Raw genomic sequence first — 17,165 nt, forward strand, 5'->3', positions numbered from 1 at the left:
GCCGGAGCGGAACGACTCAGCCCCGCCCAGCACGGGCAGATGCAGGGACTCCTGGACCTGTTGCGGGGCCAGCCCGAGGACACCGAGGATGTCGTGGTCCTCGTCGACGACCGGGGTGAAGAACTCGGGACTGCGCCGCGCCTCGGCGTCCATGATCGAAACACGCCGCTGCACAAGGCCTTCTCGACCCACCTGCGCCGACCGGACGGCAAGGTGCTCATCACCCGACGCGCCCTGCACAAGACCACCTGGCCGGGAGCGTGGACGAACTCCGCCTGCGGCCACGTGCGCCCGGGGGAATCACCGGTCGAGGCGGCGCTGCGGCGCGTCACCGAGGAACTGGGCGTCGCGCCCACCGGCCTTCGGGTGGTGCTGCCGGACTTCCGCTACCGCGCGGTGGACGCCAGCGGCGTGGTCGAGAACGAGCTCTGCCCGGTGATGGTGGGCGAGGTCGACCCGGATGCGATCCGCCTCGACCCGGCGGAGGTCTGCGAGATGGACTGGGTGCCCTGGTCCGAACTCCGGCGCACCGCGGCCACGCTTCCCAGATTGTTGAGCCCCTGGTCGGTGCTCCAGTTCGAGGCCCTGGGGGAGGACCCATGGCAGTGACCGCCGACGAGGTCCTCGCCGCCGTCGATGACCGTCTGCGGACCTGGGTGGAGGATGTGGCCGGGGCCTGGCACGGGCTCGGGGTGACCGACGATGACCTGCTGGCTGAGCTGGCGCTTCCTCAACTGCTGGCAGAGGCAGCTGCGGGCGGCAAGCGGCTGCGTCCTGAGATGGTGCACTGGGGCTGGGTCGCGGCCGGCGCCCCGGCCGACAAGTACGCCCAGGTGGTGCAACTGGGTGCGGCCCTGGAGTTGCTGCACGTCTTCGCCCTGGTCCACGACGACGTGATGGACGCCGCCGAGCTGCGACGGGGCCGGCCCAGCGTGCACGCCCGCGCCCGCGACCTGCACGCGACGCGGGGGGACGCCGGCGACTCGCGTGCCTTCGGTGAGCACATCGCGATCCTGGCCGGGGACCTGGCCCATGCCGAGGCCGACCACCTGGTCGGATACCTGCCCGAACCTGTGCGCCGGGTGTGGCGGCTGATGGTCGTCGAACTGGTGCTTGGCCAGCAGCGGGACCTCACTGGTACCGCCCTGCGTCGCCGCGACCTGGAGCAGGCCCGCGAGGTGTCGCGACTCAAGTCCGGTGCCTACACCGTCCAGCGGCCGCTCCAGTTGGGGGCCCTGATCGGCGGTGCCGACCACGCCCTGGTCGAGGCGCTGATGGCCTTCGGCTGGCATGCCGGGGAGGTCTTCGGCCTTCGCGATGACGCCCTGGGCATCTGGGGCGACCCGGCCCGGACCGGCAAGTCCGTCGACGACGACCTGGAGCAGGGCAAGGCGACCGTCGCCCTCGCGCTGGCCAGCCAGCACCTCGGTGACAGCGGACGCGAGCTGTTGGTGCGGGTCGGCCAGGGGCAGCTGGCCCACGCCGAGGTGCAGGAATTGCGGCAGGAGCTGGATCGCTGCGGCGTCCGGGAGCGAGTGGAGACCCTGATCGAGCGCGGCGTCGACCGTGCCAGGGAGGCTCTGGCCAGCCCGCTGGTGCCGCCGGCCGCGGTCGAAGGGCTGACCGGAGCGCTGGAACGACTAGCTTGGAGGCAGTCATGAGTCGAGTCATCGTCATCGGGGCCGGACTGGCCGGCCTGTCGGCCGCCTGTCACCTGATTGGCCAGGGGCACCAGGTCACCGTCGTCGAACGCGAGGCGGTGCCGGGGGGACGCGGGCTGCGACGCGTCCAGGAGGGGTTCTCCTTCGACCTCGGTCCGACCGTGATGACGATGCCCGAGCTGCTCGACGAACCCCTGCGGGCTGCAGGCTCCTCCCAGGCCGAGGCGGTCCCGATGCGGCGGCTGGACCCGGCCTACCGCGGCATCTTCGCCGACGGCAGCGAGTTGTTGGTCCGGGACTCGACCGCCGCCACTGCCGCCGAGATCGAGAAACTGGCCGGAGCGGCGGAGGCGGCGTCCTTCGTGGACCTCGAGGCCGACCTGGCCCGCCTGTACGAGCTGGAACTGCCACACTTCATCGACACCAACTACGACTCTGTGCTGGACCTGCTCGCCCACCCGCTGGCGGCGGCCGGACTGGTGCGACGGGGTGCCTTCGGACCGCTGCAGTCCATGATCAACAAGCGGATCAGTGACCCCCGGCTGCGCCGGATGCTGACCTTCCAGGCGCTGTATGCCGGCCTGTCCCCCGCCACCGCGCTCGGTGTCTACGCCGTGATCACCTACATGGACACCTACCGTGGCGTGTGGCTGCCAGAGGGCGGCATGGGCGCGATCCCCGCGGGGATGGCCGAGGTGGTGGAGCGCTCGGCGACCATCGAGTACGGGAGGAGTGTCACCGCGCTGCTGCGTCGTCCCGATGGGGTGGTGGCCGGGGTGAGGACCGACGGTGGGCCGCTCAGCGCGGACGCGGTGGTGTGCACCCTGGATGCGCCCCACGCCTACCGCACGCTGCTGCCCGAGCTGCGGTTGCCCCGATCCCTGCGCCGCCCGGTCTACTCGCCCTCGGCGGTGCTGTGGCATGTCGGTGTCCGCGGGGAGCTGCCCGAGCGGGCCGCCCACCACAACATCCACTTCGGTGAACAGTGGGAGGGCTGCTTCGAGGCGCTCGTCGATCGCGGCGAGCTGATGCCCGACCCGGCACGGCTGGTCACGGTGTCCTCGCTGGGCGAGCCCGGGTTGGCGCCCGAGGGCTGCCACACGCTCTATGTCCTCGAACCGGCCCCCAACCTTGACGGACGTGTCGACTGGACCGCCGAACGCGAGCCCTTCCGCGAACGGCTCGCCACCTTCCTGGACCGGGAGGGCTACCCGACCGAGATCGTCACCGAGCACCTGGTCACCCCGCTGGACTGGGCCGGGCTGGGGATGGGCGGTGGAACCCCGTTCGGCCTGGCCCACCTCTTCCGCCAGACCGGCCCCTTCCGACCCGCGAACCATGATCGTCGAGTGCCGGGATTGTTCTTCGCAGGCTCCTCGACGGTGCCCGGCGTCGGGGTGCCGATGGTGCTGATCAGCGGCAAGCTGGCCGCCCAGCGAGTGGAGCAATGGCTGCCATGAGCCCTTCAGGGACCGTCCAACTCGCGGCTGGCTACCGCGAATGCGCCCGGCTCACCTGGCAGCACGGCACCACCTACTACTGGGGCGCCATGCTGTTGCCCCGCCCGCAGCGCCGCCACGTCTTCGCCATCTACGCCCTGTGCCGACTGGCCGATGACATCGTGGACGCCCCCAGCGCCACCAGCGATGCCGCCCTGTTGCCGGCCACCGGGGCCGCGCTGGCCGGCTTCCAGGACCAGTTCGAGGCCGCGCTCGCGGGGGAGGACTCCACCCCCGTCCTGGCCGCGGTCGCGTCCACCGTCAGGGAGTGCGGGATCGACACCGAATGTTTCGACCGGTTCTTCGGTGCCATGACGATGGACCTGGACACCGAGAGCTATGCCACCTGGCCCGACCTGCTCGGCTACATGGAGGGGTCCGCGGCGGTGATCGGGGAGATGATGCTGCCAGTGCTGCAGCCGCTCGACCCGGCCGCGCGCGAACCCGCCCGGGCCCTGGGCTTCGCCTTCCAGCTCACCAACTTCCTTCGTGATGTGGGGGAGGATCTGGATCGCGGGCGCGTGTACATCCCCCAGGAGGACCTGGCCCGGTTCGGCGCCGACCCTGCCCGCCGTATCGCCGACGAGCCGTGGCGCGAGGTGATGCGCTTCCAGATCGAGCGCAACCGTGAGCTCTATCGGCAGGCGGATGCCGGGTTGCCGATGCTCCCGCCGGCTTCACGCCGCTGCGTCGGCACTGCGCAGCTGCTGTACTCCCAGATCCTGGAGCGGATCGAGGCCAGTGACTACGACGTGTTCAGCACCCGCGCCCGGGTGCCGACCTGGCGCAAGGCGCTGACCGCCGCCCGCGCCTCGGTGCTGGTGGGGCGGCCGGCGTGAGCGCTCCCGACCTGACGGTGGTGGGGTTGGGCCCGGCCGGGCGCACGCTGGCCCACCGCGCCCTCGCCCGGGGCCTGCGGGTTCGGGTGGTTGACCCCCGACCGGCGCGGCTGTGGCGGAACACCTATGGCGGGTGGGCGCACCAGCTCCCCGAATGGTTGCCCGACGAGGTGGTCGGGGCGCGGTCGAAACGGACCGTGATGCGCACCGGTGCCGTGCATGTCCTTCCGGAGCCGTACCTCGTGCTCGACACCCCGCGGCTGCAGCAGGCCTTGTCGATCGAGGGGGCCGAGGTCGTCGAGAGGGTCGTGGACGATGCCGAGCTCGCGGCGCTGCCGGGCGCCGTGGTGGACTGTCGCGGCTCGCGGCCTGCGGGCGTCCCCGGGGGTGGACCGGCGCAGACGGCATTCGGGCTGATGCTGCCGAGGGGGTGGTCGGAGAAACTCCTGCGCGGCGACGAGGCGGTGCTGATGGAGTGGACGCCCCATGACGGGCGCGCGCGGTGGGGGACCGAGGAGCCCAGCTTCTGCTACCTGATCCCGCTCCCGGACGGGCGGGTCCTGGCCGAGGAGACCTGCCTGGCGGGCTCGCCGGCACTGCGTTCGGCGGAACTGGAGCGCAGGCTGGGCGCACGGCTGGACCTGCTCGGCGTCCCCGAGGAGGCGCGACGGGCTGCCGAGGTCGAACGCGTCCACATCCCGCTCACCCACCTGCCCCGCGGGTCGGGCGTGCCGCCATTCGGGGCTGCCGGCGACCAGCTCAACCCGATCACCGGCTACAGCGTGTTCGCCAGCCTCGCCCAGGCCGACGATGTCCTGGACGCGGTACTCGGCGGTCGGCCGGTCGCTGCGCCCCGTGGTACCCGAGCGCTCCGGCTGGCGGCGCTGGGCGCTGTCCTCAAGCTCTCCGGGGATGCGACTGTCCAGCTCTTCGATGCCTTTGCTCGGTTGTCGGTCGCCGACCAGCGCGCCGTGATGGACCCTGCCACGCCCGCGACCGAGCTGGTGGCCGCCCTGACCCGACAATGGGCTGCGATGCCGGGCCCCGACCGTTTCCGCCTCGTCTCCGCCACTGCCCAAGGAGTGCTCCGACCATGATTGACGTCACCTCCGGCTTCGACGCTGCTGCCCGCAAGTATGACCTGATGGTGGCGCTCAACCCCGGCTACCGCGCCCACCTGCGCCGGGCCGCCGAGGCCCTGCTCGACCAGATGGACGCCGCCGAGCCGGTGCTCTTCGACCTCGGCTGCGGGTCCGGATTGTCGACCCGCCAGCTGCTGGAGGCCGCTGGTCGTCGAGGGCTTCAACCGCGCATCATCGGGGTGGATGCCTCCGGCGGCATGTTGGACCAGGCCCGCGCCCGCGCCTGGCCCGACGGGGTCGAGTTCCACCAGTCCCGCGCCGAGGACCTGCGTGAGCTCTGCGCAGAACTGGAGTTGCCGCTTGCTGATGGCGTCCTCGCCTGTTACCTGCTGCGCAATGTCGGCGACCTGGACGGCGCCCTGCGCGCGATCCGTGAGGTGTCGCGCCCGGGGGCGCCGCTGGTGGCCGAGGACTACTCGGTGCGCGGTTCGGCGGCGGCCGCCCGAAAGTGGGGGCTGGTCAACCGGCGGATCATCATCCCGCTGGCGCGGGTGATTGATGGTGATGCCGCCCTGTACGAGTACCTCCACCGCACCGTCGACGACTTCGCGACCATGCCCGAACTCGCGGGGGCCATGGAGCAGGCCGGCTGGGTCGACATCGCCTGGCGCACTGTTCCGGGCTGGCAGCGCGACATCCTGCACCTGATCCGGGCACGCACCCCTCGCCCTGACCTGCCCCCGGTCGAGCATTCCTGCGGCGCCTGGCGGATCCGCGCCGCGAAACCCGCTCGCGAGGTGCTGCGCGCCCGACACCAGACCACCCAGGCCGGTTTCACCGCCGAGTTCATCCCGAAAGGCAAGCTGGAGCACCGCCCGATCCTGATCAGTGACGGCCCGATCCACGACGAACAGCGCCGCAAGGTGGCGCGCTTCTTCGCCCCGACCGTGGTCGCCGCCGAGTACACCGCGCTGATGGACCAGGCCCTGCAGCGGTGGGTGGGGCCCATCGCCCCCGGCGAGGTCGTTGCCGTCGATGAGCTGGCGCTCCATTTCGCCGTCGACGTGACGGCTCGGATCGTGGGGCTGGACGCCTCCGAGGTGATCGCCATGTCCCGTCGACTGGAGTCCTTTTTTCGGCAACCCCCCTTCGACATCACCCGCCCCGACCTGGGCCGCACCCCCTCACAGTGGGCGCGCGCCGCCTGGCATGGGCTGGTGCCGATCGGGCGGTTCTGGTGGTCCGACGTGCGCCCTGCGGTCCGAGCCCGCCGCAGCGAGCCCCGCGACGACATCATCAGCCACCTCATCGCCGAGGGCTACTCCGACATCGACATCCTCATCGAATCGGTCACCTACGGCACCGCCGGCATGGTCACCACCCGCGAGTTCATGGCGATGTCTCTCTGGCAGTTGCTCCGGGACGCCGACCTGCGCCAGCGCTACGAGGCTTCTGCACTCGACGAGCGTCTGGCGATCCTGGAGGACCTCATCCGGCGCGACCCGGTGGTGGGCAACCTGTATCGACGCATCCAGCAGCCCTTCGCGGATTTCGCCGAGGGGGACCTGGTCGACATCGACGTCCGCTGCGCGAACGGTGACGAGGACTCCGGGGCCGGGCTCAGCTTCGGCGACGGCGCCCACCGCTGCCCCGGCCAGCCCCTGGCCCTGCATGAGACCGATGTGCTGTTGAGGGCCCTGTTGGCGCGCAAACCCCGGGTCGTCCGCGAACCCGAGATCGGCTGGGTGGACCTGGTCGCCGGCTACACGGTGCGGGAGTTCCTCATCGAGTTGGGCTGAGGCAGGTCAGAGCAGGTCCAGGACCGCACGCGCGGTGGCGTCGTCGACGATCAGGTCGGTGGCCACCCGCGCCCGCAGCGCCCCCAACAGCGGGAGTGCCTTGCCGGTGCCTGCCGCGACGCAGAACCGGCGCGGGATGCGCTGCAATTCCTGCGGCGTCGGGCCGCTCGCCCGAGCGTTGAGGCTGATGTCACGCCAGCTGCCGTCGGCGCGCAGGAGCACGGTGCAGACGTCGCCGACCACTTTCTCTGCGGTCAGCGTGGCGAAGTCCTTCTCATCGAGGTAGCCCTGCGAATAGACATGCGAAGGGACCGGTGAGTTCACCGAGCCCACCCCGAAGACCGCGACGTCAGCTCGCCGCTGGATCGCCAGCATCGCCTGGACGCTGCGTTCACGCCACATCGCCTGCCGGGTCTCGGCATAGTCGAAGAAGGCCGGGACCGGGAACAACAGGGGAGTGGCCGACCAGGCTGCCGCCATCGGCCCGATGATCGCGCCGACATAGGGGATCCCGGTCGAGCTCCCGTTCGCACCGCCGTTCAACTGCACCACCCGGACGCCATGCAGTTGGCGCGGCGTGACGTGCTCCACGATCGCTGCGGTGGTGTTGCCCCAGGCCACCCCGACGGTGTCCTCGTCCTCGATGGCATCGGAGATGCTCTGCGCAGCCACCCTGGCCACCTGGTTGACCCGGTGCAACTCGGAGGCGGTGTCGCGAACCTGCACGATCGTGACCGTGATCCCAAAGAGTCGTTCCAGAGTTGAGCCCACCGAGGAACGGTCCGTGGCACGAGGGTTGATGGAGATGCGCACCAGCCCCGTGTGGCGGGCCTCCTTCAGGAGCCGAGAGACCGTGCTGCGCGAGGTCCCCAGGTGTCGGGCGATCGTCTCCATCGTCTCGCCCTGGGCGTAGTACATGGTGGCCGCCGTGACGAGTTCCTCTGACCATTCGGGCATGACTAGAACCTAGTCCGTTCAGGGCGTCCATGGGAGGAGGGGGTCGATCAGCTGTGCAGTCGTCGAGAACGGTGTTGCACGTCAGTGCAGCGCTCTCGCTTCTTGAGTGCAGTCGTGATGCCATGGAGGCTGATGCGTCCACCAAGGTGGTGGACGCGGTCAACGAAGACCCGGAAGGAACTCCATGTCTGACGACAAGAAGTATGTGCTGGCGATCGACCAGGGCACCACCAGCAGCCGCGCGATCCTCTTCGACCACGCGGGCAAGATCGTCGCCACCGGCCAGAAGGAACATGAGCAGATCTTCCCCCGCGCCGGCTGGGTGGAGCACGACCCCGTCGAGATCGACCAGAACGTCCGTGAGGTCATCGGCATCGCGCTCGGACGAGCCGGCATCAACCGCCACCAGCTCGCTGCCGTCGGCATCACCAACCAGCGCGAGACCACCGTCGTCTGGGACAAGGAGACCGGCCAGCCGGTCTACAACGCCATCGTCTGGCAGGACACCCGCACCCAGAAGATCGTCGAGGAGCTCGGCGGCGGCAACCCTGACAAGTACAAGGACCGCGTCGGCCTGCCGCTGGCCACCTACTTCTGTGGCCCGAAGGTCAAGTGGATCCTCGACAACGTTGACGGCGCCCGCGAGAAGGCCGACCAGGGCAAGCTGCTGATGGGCACCATCGACAGCTGGGTGCTGTGGAACCTGACCGGCGGCACCGATGGCGGCGTCCACTACACCGACGTCACCAACGCCTCGCGCACCATGCTGATGGACCTCAAGACCCTCGACTGGGACGAGGAAATCGCCAACGACATGGGCATCCCGATGTCGATGTTGCCCGAGATCAAGAGCTCCGCCGAGGTCTACGGCAAGGGACGCGGCGACTCGCTGCTCATCGACACCCCCATCGCCGGCATCCTGGGCGACCAGCAGGCCGCCACCTTCGGCCAGGCCTGCTTCGAGCCCGGCATGGCGAAGAACACCTACGGCACCGGCAACTTCATGCTGCTGAACACCGGCAATGAGATCGTTCCCTCCGAGAACGGCCTGCTCACCACCGTCTGCTACAAGATCGGTGACCAGGAGGCCGTCTACGCGCTCGAGGGTTCGATCGCGGTCACCGGATCGCTGGTGCAGTGGCTGCGCGACAACCTCAAGATGTTCAACTCCGCCCCCGAGATCGAGGAGCTGGCTGCGACCGTCGAGGACAACGGTGGCGCCTACTTCGTGCCGGCCTTCTCCGGCCTGTTCGCCCCCTACTGGCGTGCAGACGCCCGTGGTGCGCTGGTCGGCCTGACCCGCTACGTCAACCGTGGCCACATCGCCCGCGCCGTGCTGGAGGCCACCGCCTTCCAGACCCGCGAAGTGGTGGACGCCATGGAGGCCGACTCCGGTGTGGAGCTGACCGAGCTCAAGGTCGACGGTGGCATGACCGCCAACGAGACCCTGATGCAGTTCCAGGCCGACCTGCTCGACGTGCCCGTGGTGCGTCCGGTGGTCGCCGAGACCACCGCCCTGGGTGCCGCCTACGCCGCCGGTATCGCGGTGGGCTTCTGGAGCGGTGAGCAGGACGTCATCGACAACTGGGCCGAGGACAAGCGCTGGGAGCCCCAGGGCGACAAGGACCAGATGGACCGTATGTACCGCAACTGGAAGAAGGCCGTCACCAAGACCTTCGACTGGGTCGACGAGGACGTCAACGACTGATCCCCTGTTGCACGGTCACGGCCCGGGCGCTCACCTCGAGCGCCCGGGCCGTTGCCTGTTCAGATCTGCTCGTTGGCCACCATCTGGTCGTGCCACCACTGGGTCTTGGGGTCCAGCTCGGCCTGTGGAGCGTGCATGTCCAGCCAGGTGAAGAAGGTGGAGTGGCCGCGCTCCAGTTTCGAGGCCGGCACCCACACCCTGCGGCCATCACGAGTGCGGATCTGGAAGTCTGGGCTGCGACCCTGGTACTGGTGCTTCACCCGGGTCACGTCGGCCCCCAGCACCTCGTGGCTGCGGAACCCGGAGCGCACCTCCAGCAGGTTGTCGGTGGCCCGAAGCCAGGCGCGATGGTCGAGCCAGACCACCCCGCACCACACCAACCAGAGCGCCAGCAGCGCCAGCCCCATCGTCCAGTCCTGACCGCCGGTGAAGATGCCGGCGACCGTGACCACCACTACGGGTACCAGCCCCCACCACAGCTTGCGGTAGCCCGGCCTGATCAGCGGCAGCGCGTCCCCACTGAGTAGTTCGGGGTGGCGCACCATGCGCGGAGTCGTCACGGGCCGACCACCTGGATCTCGGCGATCCCGCCCTGGTAGCCGGTGTCCACCTTCGGCAGGGAGGTGAGGTAGACCAGCACGAAACGGGTCGTCGTCGGGGCGCGCAGCTTGAGGGTCGCCTTCTCCCCAGCCGCATCGTTGGACGACACCCTGTTCCACTCCTTGATCGTCCTCTTCGGCGCTGCGGTCAGGGTGGCGTCGCGAGGGACCAGCACCTGCACGGCCGTGGGGGAGCCCTTCAGGGTGAGGTTGACCTGCTGCACCGAGACCGGCTCGCCGAGGTCGACGACCAGCCCGACTCCGGGCTTGAGCAGGCCGAGCTTCGGGCTGCCCCTGTAGCGCATCGTCGTCCAAGCAGTCCCGGGTTTGCCGTCCCAGGCGTTCTTCACCTGGTCGGGCAACTCCTCACCATTCCCGCCATCGGCCTCGGGGTCGAAGTCGCTGACCGCCTTGATGGTACGCGGCTGGGGACCCGTCGCAGAGGCACTCGCCGTCGAGCGCGCCGGGTCCTTCCCACCCTTGGCCCAGCCGCCATTGCTGATACCGACGGCGATCAGGCTGCCGACCAGGGTGATCGCGACCAATGCCACCAGGATGGCCAGCCAGCGTCGGGGCGGGTGGCGTCCCTGGTCGAAGGCGGCAACCTCGGACTCCTCGACGTCCTCGTCCCCATCGTCGTCGGGGCCGCCATCGTCGTCGCGGCCCGGCCGGGCGACGGGTGCGGGCACCGGGGTTCTCGGGCTGGGCAGGTGCTGGTCGTCCGGGTCCCTGCTGGCCGGGTAGCGCACCCGGTGCTCCAGGTCCGCGGACGCATTGGCGGTTCCCAGCACCTGGGAGAGGGTGGAGTTGAGTTCGGCCGCCGAGGTGAGGGAGGGTCCACCGGTGCGGGGGACCGGGTTGAGCACCTGGTCGCAGACCACGTCCAGGGCCGGGGAGACCCCAGCACGCAGCTGGCGCGGGGTCAGCCAGCCGTGACCGTCGAGCGGAGCCGACGCCAGGCCCCAGTGGTCGCGTCCGGACTCGTCATGGGGTGCCGGCCAGCGCGTCACGAGCGCGGCGTAGAGCAACTGCCCCAGGGCCTGCACGTCGGCAGCCTCCCCCTCCGTCCCTCCATTCGCGGAGGGGAACATGGCCTCCTCGGTGAGGAAGCCGACGATCTTCACATTCCCGGTGGCGGTGACGATGACGGTGTCCGGGTTGATCTGGCGGTGGTAGAGCCCCAGGGCGTGCATCGGGGCCAGCGCATCTGCCAGCTCACGCACCACCCAGGCCGCCTCCAACCCGCTGAGCGGACCCGAGGCGAGCATGTGTTCCAGCGAGATCCCGGGCACGAACTCGCAGACGATGTAGCCGCCCACCCCCGGAAGGTCCTGGGCTTCCTGGCTGGTCGGGTCGATGCGGACCGCATCCAGCACGCGCAGGAATCGGGAGTCGGTCGCCACCGCCGCCATGCGGGCTGCCTCGAGCACCTCGTGGCAACGGGTCAGGTCGGTGCCCAGCAGGTGAAGCATGACCGGACGCGAGAGTTTCTGGTCGAAGGCCCTCCAGCTGTGCGTGCCGCCGCGATGGGTCAGCTCCTCCTCGAGCCGGTAGCGTCCGGAGACCACGTCACCCTGCTGCGCCGGGAGCGGAGTGTCCCAGCCGAACTCGGCCACGTCATAGGCCTCGGTGGGCTCGCTCCCGGCGCTGCCCTCGGGGTAGGTCTCCGGGCTGTCGGCCCAGCTGTCCCAGGCCGACGTGGGGTAGTGACTCCATTCGTTGTCGGCATCGCCGGCCGAGGAGGCGGACTGGTCCCCGCGTCCTGACTGGGCCATGCCGACCTCCTTGGTTCTGGCGCCTGAATACCTTCGAATCCTACCCAGCAAGGGGGTGGGCCTAGGGGTGCGGACGCGAGGTGTTGTCGGTCTGTGGCCCTTCCACCGCAGTGCTGCGGCGGGACGCCCCGACGGCGGCCCGCTCGCGCTGGACCTGGCGAATCCGGATCGCGGTGCCACCCAGCAGCACTACGCCGGAGGCGATGATGATGATCCAGCCGACCTGGCCGAAGTTCGTGGCATTCACGGAGAAGCGCTTGCTGGGGCCGAGGGGGCGGTTGGCCTCGGTGACGAGCTGGGCGGAGAAGCCGACCACGCCGTTGGTGGTCGCCCTCGGCGCAAACGTCACCGTCGCGGACTGGCCTGCTGGGACCGTTACCGGGGCCGTCTCGGGGATGGTGATGCGCCCCGGGTTGTCCGAGGTCATCACCACCTTCACCCGCACCGGGTGGTCGGTGCTGTTGGTGATGGTCACCGGCAGTCGCGTGCTCCGGTCACTCATCACAAAACTGGACGCGATCGACAGGGTGACGCCGTGGCCAGAGGCGCGGGGCACCGAGCTGGTGGCCTCCGCCAGCCAGCTTCGGGCACTCGGCAGGCCCATGGCCGGGTTGAGGGCTCGGCTCACGACCTGGTTGGAGGCATTGGTGGCGGGCGTCCCGATGAGGTCGTGCCAGTTCTGGATGCGCTTCCAGGTGGCGTCGATGTCACGGAGCAGGGCGCTGCGCGGCGCCGGGACCACGGGGCGGGGCTCGGGGAACGGCCCGGTGGCGCGGGGGAGGTCGGTATGGGGGACGCTGGTCGCCCAGGCCGGCAGCTGCAGGACCGTGGCCGCCTCGGCGGCGCTGGTCACAGGCAGGATGATGGGCTCACCCTCGATGAGCATCTGGCTGAGCAGGCGCCCGCGGCGCTGGGGCACGGACTCACTCGGAGCCGGGCCCGGTCCGCCGCTGGTCACAGCCGGCTGGTAGGTGAGCAGGGTGGCGCCTTCGGCCCGGTACACCGCCGAACGGCTGCCCGGCTCGATCCACAGGCTCGGCGCGAGCGGGGCGAGGAAGGTGCGCACCGACCGCGGCAGCGTCCCCTGGTCTGCCAGCCAGACCGCGACCGGGAGGGAGGCGAGGGAGTGCGTGGACGGTAGCGCGACCTTGCTGCGATGGACGATGTCACCACGCTTCTGGGCGGCGGCGAGGGTCAGGTTCGGGTTACCGAAGGGCGTGCGATAGAGCCTGCCGGAGGTACGTAGCGCGTCCAGCCGGCCGAGCCAGTCGGCGGCGGCGAGGGCCCGGGGATCGGTGGCGGCGACCTCCTGGGGAGAGGTACCGCCGATGCGGTAGCCGCGGCTCATCCGCTGGACCTCGTCGTAGAGGGCGGGGTCGATCAGGATTGTCGCTCCCGGCTTCTCGGCAACCTCCATCAGCGTCTCCAGCCGACCGGTCAACTCGCCCGCGAGATGGTCGTCGGTGAAGGTGCCGTCCATCGCCAGAGAGGGGGCGCTGGACAGCAGCACCAGCGGCGAGACCCGGGCAGAGTCCTTGCGAGCCTGGTCAGGGGTCCAAGGCATCAGGAAACGCGACCGGGCCAGCAGCTGGTTGTCGCCGTCGGGCGGGTAGCCGATGACGTGCACACCCAGCAGGTGCACCGCCCCGGGGGCGCCGTCGGCGAGCCCCAGTTGTTCCACCGTGGCGTGCAGGGTGAAGCCTGCCTTCTCACCGGCCTTGAACTCCGGCTTGGCGTCGCTGTTGAGGTTGACGAAACCGCCATCGGGGTTGGTCAATCGGGCGCCGACCGGTACCCCCTCGGGGGAGCTGAGCAGGTATTGCAGGTCTCCCGGTGTGGCTATCGGGTAGCGGCTTCGCCACAGCGCGACCGAGAGCCATTTGAGTGGTTTTCCGGTGGTGTTGGTGATGGTGCCCCGGACGGTCACGGTGGCCTTGGCGTCCAGGCTGTCGGGGGTGACCTCATCCAGGTCGATGCGCACAGAGGGGTTCGCGGCATGGGCGAGCGGGGCGCCCAGCGGCACCTCCAGGAGGATGAGCCCTGCCAGGGAGAGGCAGGCCGCCAGGAGGACCGAGAGCACCTTCCGCATGGTCACTTGTCCATTGTCGCCCACCACTGGTCGAGGGCGGCACGAGCAGCCTCCTCGCCGAGCGGGCCGTGCTCGATGCGCAGGTTCAGCAGGTGCTTGTAGGCCTGCCCCACCACGGGTCCGGGACGCACCCCGAGTTGGGCCATGATCTGTTCACCGTCAAGGTCGGGACGCAGGGCGTCCAGTTCCTCCTGCTCGGCCAGGTCGGCGATGCGCTGCTCCAGGTCGTCATAGGCCCTGCGCAGACGGGTCGCCTTGCGCTGGTTGCGGGTGGTGCAGTCGCTGCGGGTGAGGATGTGGAGTCGTTCCAGCTGGTCCCCGGCGTCCCGGACGTAGCGGCGGACGGCCGAATCGGTCCAGCCGGAGCGCTCCTCACCCATGACGTCGGCATAGCCGTGAAAGCGCAGGTGCAGATCGACAAGCGTGCTGACGGCTTCGGTCTCCTCCTTGCTGAAGCGCAGGGCCTTCATCCGCTTGCGAGCCATTTTCGCGCCGACCACGTCGTGGTGGTGAAAGCTGACGCGACCGCCGGGCTCGAACTTTCGGGTGGCGGGCTTGCCGATGTCATGCAGCAGGGCGGCCAGCCGGCCGACCAGGTCGGGGGCATGGCCGCGCAGCTTCTCCAGGGCAATCGACTGCTCCAGGACGATCAGGGAATGCTCGTAGACGTCCTTGTGCCGATGGTGTTCGTCGGTTTCCAGCCGCAGGGCGGGGAGTTCGGGCAGGACCCGCTCGGCCAGGCCGCTCTCCACCAGGGCGTCCAGTCCGGCGCGGGGGGAGTCGGTGAGCATCAGTTTGCTGAGCTCGTCACGGACACGCTCGGCGGAGATGATCTCGATCCGCTCGGCCATGTCCTTCATTGCCCGGAAGGTGGCGGGCTCGATGCTGAAGCCGAGCTGGGAGGCAAAGCGGGCGGCACGCATCATCCGCAACGGGTCATCGGAGAACGACCGTGGGGGAGCGAAGGGCGTCCTCAGTTGGCCCTGGCGCAGGTCGTCCAGACCGCCATGCGGGTCGACGAAGGCGCCGGTGGAAGCGTCGATCGCCATGGCGTTGACGGTGAAGTCACGCCGGATGAGGTCCTCGGAGACCGAGTCACCGAACTGCACCTCGGGCTTGCGGGAATCGCTGCGGTAGCTGTCGGCGCGGAAGGTGGTGATCTCCACGATCCAGGGATCCTTGCGGGCCGAGATGGTGCCGAAAGCCTTGCCCACGTCCCAGACGGTCTTCGTCCAGCTGCGCAGGATCGCCTCGATCTCATCGGGACGCGCAGAGGTGGTGAAGTCCAGGTCATGCACGAGGGTGCCGAGGAGGACGTCGCGCACGGACCCGCCGACCAGGTAGAGCTCGTGTCCCTGCTGCGCGAAAAGCCCGCCGAGCTCGCCGATGACCGGTGTCGCTCTCAGCAGGTCGGTGAGGGCGGAGCGCTGGTCACGGGTGAGGGAGTCGGGCACGAGAGTGGATTCTACTGGGGCTATCGTCGGGGGCAGACGTTCATCCCGTGCGAAGGAGCCCTGACATGACCCCACCCGGCCAGAAGCTTGCCGAACTCGGCCTCGAACTGCCTCCTGTGGCCACCCCGCTGGGCTCCTACCGGCCCGCCGTCCTCGACGGGGACCTGGTGTTCACCTCCGGGCAGCTGCCGATGAAGGACGGCCAGCTCCAGGCCACCGGTCTGGTGGGCGCTGAGTGCAGCCCCGAGGACGCCCAGGCTGCCGCGCGCACCTGCGCCCTCAACGCCCTCGCAGCCGCCGCTGAGGCCGCTGGCGGTGTGGACAAGCTGGCGCGCGTGGTGAAGGTCACCGGCTTCGTGGCGAGCATCCCGCAGTTCACCGGGCAGGCCGCTGTGCTCAATGGAGCCTCTGAGCTGTTCGGCGAGGTTTTTGGGGAGGCCGGACTGCACGCCCGCTCGGCGGTCGGCGTGGCCGCCCTCCCGGCCAATGCCCCCGTTGAGGTGGAAGTTGTTTTCCGGGTCGGCTGACCTGCTGGGGGGGTTGGTCGACCACGACCGTCTCGACCCCGAGCTGCGCAGTTGGGTGGCTGAGCGCGTCCGTCGTCTCGAGGCGGACGCCCAGCGCTCGGCCGACACCCACCTCATCCGGCTGCCGGTGGCGGCGGAGGGCATCGACCTCTACCTGAAGGACGAGTCCACCCACCCCACCGGCAGCCTGAAGCACCGGCTGGCCCGATCCCTGTTCACCTATGCACTTGTCAACGGCTGGCTGAAGCCGGGCACTCTGGTGGTGGAGGCGTCCTCGGGTTCGACCGCTGTCAGTGAGGCACATTTCGCGCGGATGCTGGACCTGCCCTTCGTCGCGGTGATCCCGAAGGGGACCAGCCAGGCCAAGATCGACCTGATCGCGCGCGAGGGCGGCCGCGTCCATGTGGTGGATCGAGCAGACCAGATGTGTGCCGAGAGCCAGCGCCTGGCACGCGAGCACAACGGCCACTTCCTGGACCAGTTCACCTACGCCGAGCGGGCCACTGACTGGCGCGGGAACAACAACATCGCCCAGTCGATCTTCCAGCAGATGGCCCTGGAGCCCCACCCGGTGCCGCGCTGGATCGTGGTCGGCGCCGGAACCGGCGGCACCTCCGCGACTCTGGGCCGCTACGTTCGCTACCACAAGCTGCCCACCGGACTCTGCGTGGCCGATGTCGAGGGCTCGGCCTTCTTCGAGGGCTGGACCTGCGGCGATCCCACTCTCACCACGACGGAGGGATCACGCATCGAGGGCATCGGGCGTCCGCGCGTCGAGCCCAGCTTCATCAGCTCGGTGGTCGACCGCATGATCGACGTCCCCGACGCCGCCAGCGTCGCCGGGGCCAGGTTCCTCTCGGAGTGGATGGGTCGACCTGTGGGGGCTTCGACCGGAACGAACATCGTGGCGGCGGCGAAGATCATCGGCGAGATGCGGGCCCGTGGGCAGACCGGCTCGGTGGTCACCTTGTTGTGTGACTCGGGGGAGCGCTATGCCTCCACCTACTTCAATGATGAGTGGGTGGCTGCGCGTGGCTGGGATCTTCGGCCATGGTGGGAGGAACTGCACCGTGCCCTGCGGTGAGAGCGACTCCGTCGCCATGATCTGAACCACTCCTGCGGGTAGGCTCGCACGAGCACCAGCCGACGAGCGGAGAACCCGTGGAATTTCTGCGC

At 69.6% G+C, this 17,165-nt stretch carries 14 protein-coding genes; 9 read left to right on the forward strand and 5 right to left on the reverse strand.

Annotated elements, in window-relative coordinates; translation table 11 throughout:
• Positions 1-39 precede the first annotated feature (39 nt).
• The 6 genes from idi to M3G03_RS00640 are packed head-to-tail and all read left to right on the forward strand — an operon-like array spanning position 40 to position 6,880.
• A complete protein-coding gene (idi, locus tag M3G03_RS12830; RefSeq protein WP_311197450.1) occupies positions 40-609 on the forward strand; it encodes an isopentenyl-diphosphate Delta-isomerase in 570 nt (189 codons plus the stop codon).
• Positions 600-1,661 (forward strand): polyprenyl synthetase family protein, encoded by a 1,062-nt coding sequence (locus M3G03_RS00620; protein ID WP_259807328.1) that lies wholly within the window; start codon positions 600-602, stop codon positions 1,659-1,661. Before idi ends, M3G03_RS00620 begins: the two co-directional genes overlap by 10 nt.
• Positions 1,658-3,121: an NAD(P)/FAD-dependent oxidoreductase gene (locus M3G03_RS00625; RefSeq protein WP_259807329.1), complete on the forward strand. Its 1,464-nt coding sequence runs from the start codon at positions 1,658-1,660 to the stop codon at positions 3,119-3,121. Before M3G03_RS00620 ends, M3G03_RS00625 begins: the two co-directional genes overlap by 4 nt.
• A complete protein-coding gene (locus M3G03_RS00630) occupies positions 3,118-3,999 on the forward strand; it encodes a phytoene/squalene synthase family protein (protein ID WP_259807331.1) in 882 nt (293 codons plus the stop codon). Before M3G03_RS00625 ends, M3G03_RS00630 begins: the two co-directional genes overlap by 4 nt.
• Positions 3,996-5,096, forward strand: a complete 1,101-nt coding sequence (locus M3G03_RS00635; protein ID WP_259807333.1) for a lycopene cyclase family protein — start codon at positions 3,996-3,998, stop codon at positions 5,094-5,096. The genes M3G03_RS00630 and M3G03_RS00635 overlap by 4 nt, the downstream gene beginning before the upstream one ends.
• Positions 5,093-6,880, forward strand: a complete 1,788-nt coding sequence (locus tag M3G03_RS00640; RefSeq protein ID WP_259807334.1) for a class I SAM-dependent methyltransferase — start codon at positions 5,093-5,095, stop codon at positions 6,878-6,880. The genes M3G03_RS00635 and M3G03_RS00640 overlap by 4 nt, the downstream gene beginning before the upstream one ends.
• Positions 6,881-6,886: 6 nt before the next feature.
• Here M3G03_RS00640 and M3G03_RS00645 read toward each other — a convergent pair whose 3' ends face one another.
• The gene (locus tag M3G03_RS00645; protein WP_259807336.1) at positions 6,887-7,837 is read right to left on the reverse strand and encodes a sugar-binding transcriptional regulator; all 951 of its coding nucleotides are present in this window, start codon (positions 7,835-7,837) and stop codon (positions 6,887-6,889) included.
• 184 nt (positions 7,838-8,021) lie between these two features.
• Between M3G03_RS00645 and glpK the strand changes: the two genes are divergently transcribed.
• The gene (gene glpK / locus M3G03_RS00650; protein ID WP_259807338.1) at positions 8,022-9,545 is read left to right on the forward strand and encodes a glycerol kinase GlpK; all 1,524 of its coding nucleotides are present in this window, start codon (positions 8,022-8,024) and stop codon (positions 9,543-9,545) included.
• A gap of 59 nt (positions 9,546-9,604) precedes the next feature.
• Here glpK and M3G03_RS00655 read toward each other — a convergent pair whose 3' ends face one another.
• The 4 genes from M3G03_RS00655 to M3G03_RS00670 all read right to left on the reverse strand — a co-directional run bounded on the left by M3G03_RS00655 (position 9,605) and on the right by M3G03_RS00670 (position 15,417).
• Positions 9,605-10,105, reverse strand: a complete 501-nt coding sequence (locus M3G03_RS00655; RefSeq protein WP_259807341.1) for a DUF2835 domain-containing protein — start codon at positions 10,103-10,105, stop codon at positions 9,605-9,607.
• The gene (locus tag M3G03_RS00660; protein WP_259807343.1) at positions 10,102-11,919 is read right to left on the reverse strand and encodes a protein kinase family protein; all 1,818 of its coding nucleotides are present in this window, start codon (positions 11,917-11,919) and stop codon (positions 10,102-10,104) included. Before M3G03_RS00660 ends, M3G03_RS00655 begins: the two co-directional genes overlap by 4 nt.
• Before the next feature lie 61 nt (positions 11,920-11,980).
• Entirely contained in the window at positions 11,981-14,008 is a 2,028-nt protein-coding gene (locus M3G03_RS00665; protein ID WP_259807891.1) for a DUF916 domain-containing protein, read from the reverse strand.
• Between the two features lie 2 nt (positions 14,009-14,010).
• Positions 14,011-15,417 carry a CCA tRNA nucleotidyltransferase gene (locus tag M3G03_RS00670; RefSeq protein ID WP_396121856.1) on the reverse strand — a complete coding sequence of 469 codons (1,407 nt, stop codon included), beginning with the start codon at positions 15,415-15,417 and terminating at the stop codon, positions 14,011-14,013.
• Positions 15,418-15,527: 110 nt separating this feature from the next.
• Here M3G03_RS00670 and M3G03_RS00675 point away from each other — a divergent pair, with 110 nt between their 5' ends.
• Positions 15,528-15,989: a RidA family protein gene (locus tag M3G03_RS00675; protein ID WP_259807347.1), complete on the forward strand. Its 462-nt coding sequence runs from the start codon at positions 15,528-15,530 to the stop codon at positions 15,987-15,989.
• Positions 15,970-17,073, forward strand: a complete 1,104-nt coding sequence (locus M3G03_RS00680) for a PLP-dependent cysteine synthase family protein (RefSeq protein ID WP_396121840.1) — start codon at positions 15,970-15,972, stop codon at positions 17,071-17,073. The genes M3G03_RS00675 and M3G03_RS00680 overlap by 20 nt, the downstream gene beginning before the upstream one ends.
• Positions 17,074-17,165 lie beyond the last annotated feature (92 nt).

The organism is Aestuariimicrobium sp. p3-SID1156 (assembly GCF_025144225.1).
Taxonomy (GTDB): domain Bacteria; phylum Actinomycetota; class Actinomycetes; order Propionibacteriales; family Propionibacteriaceae; genus Aestuariimicrobium.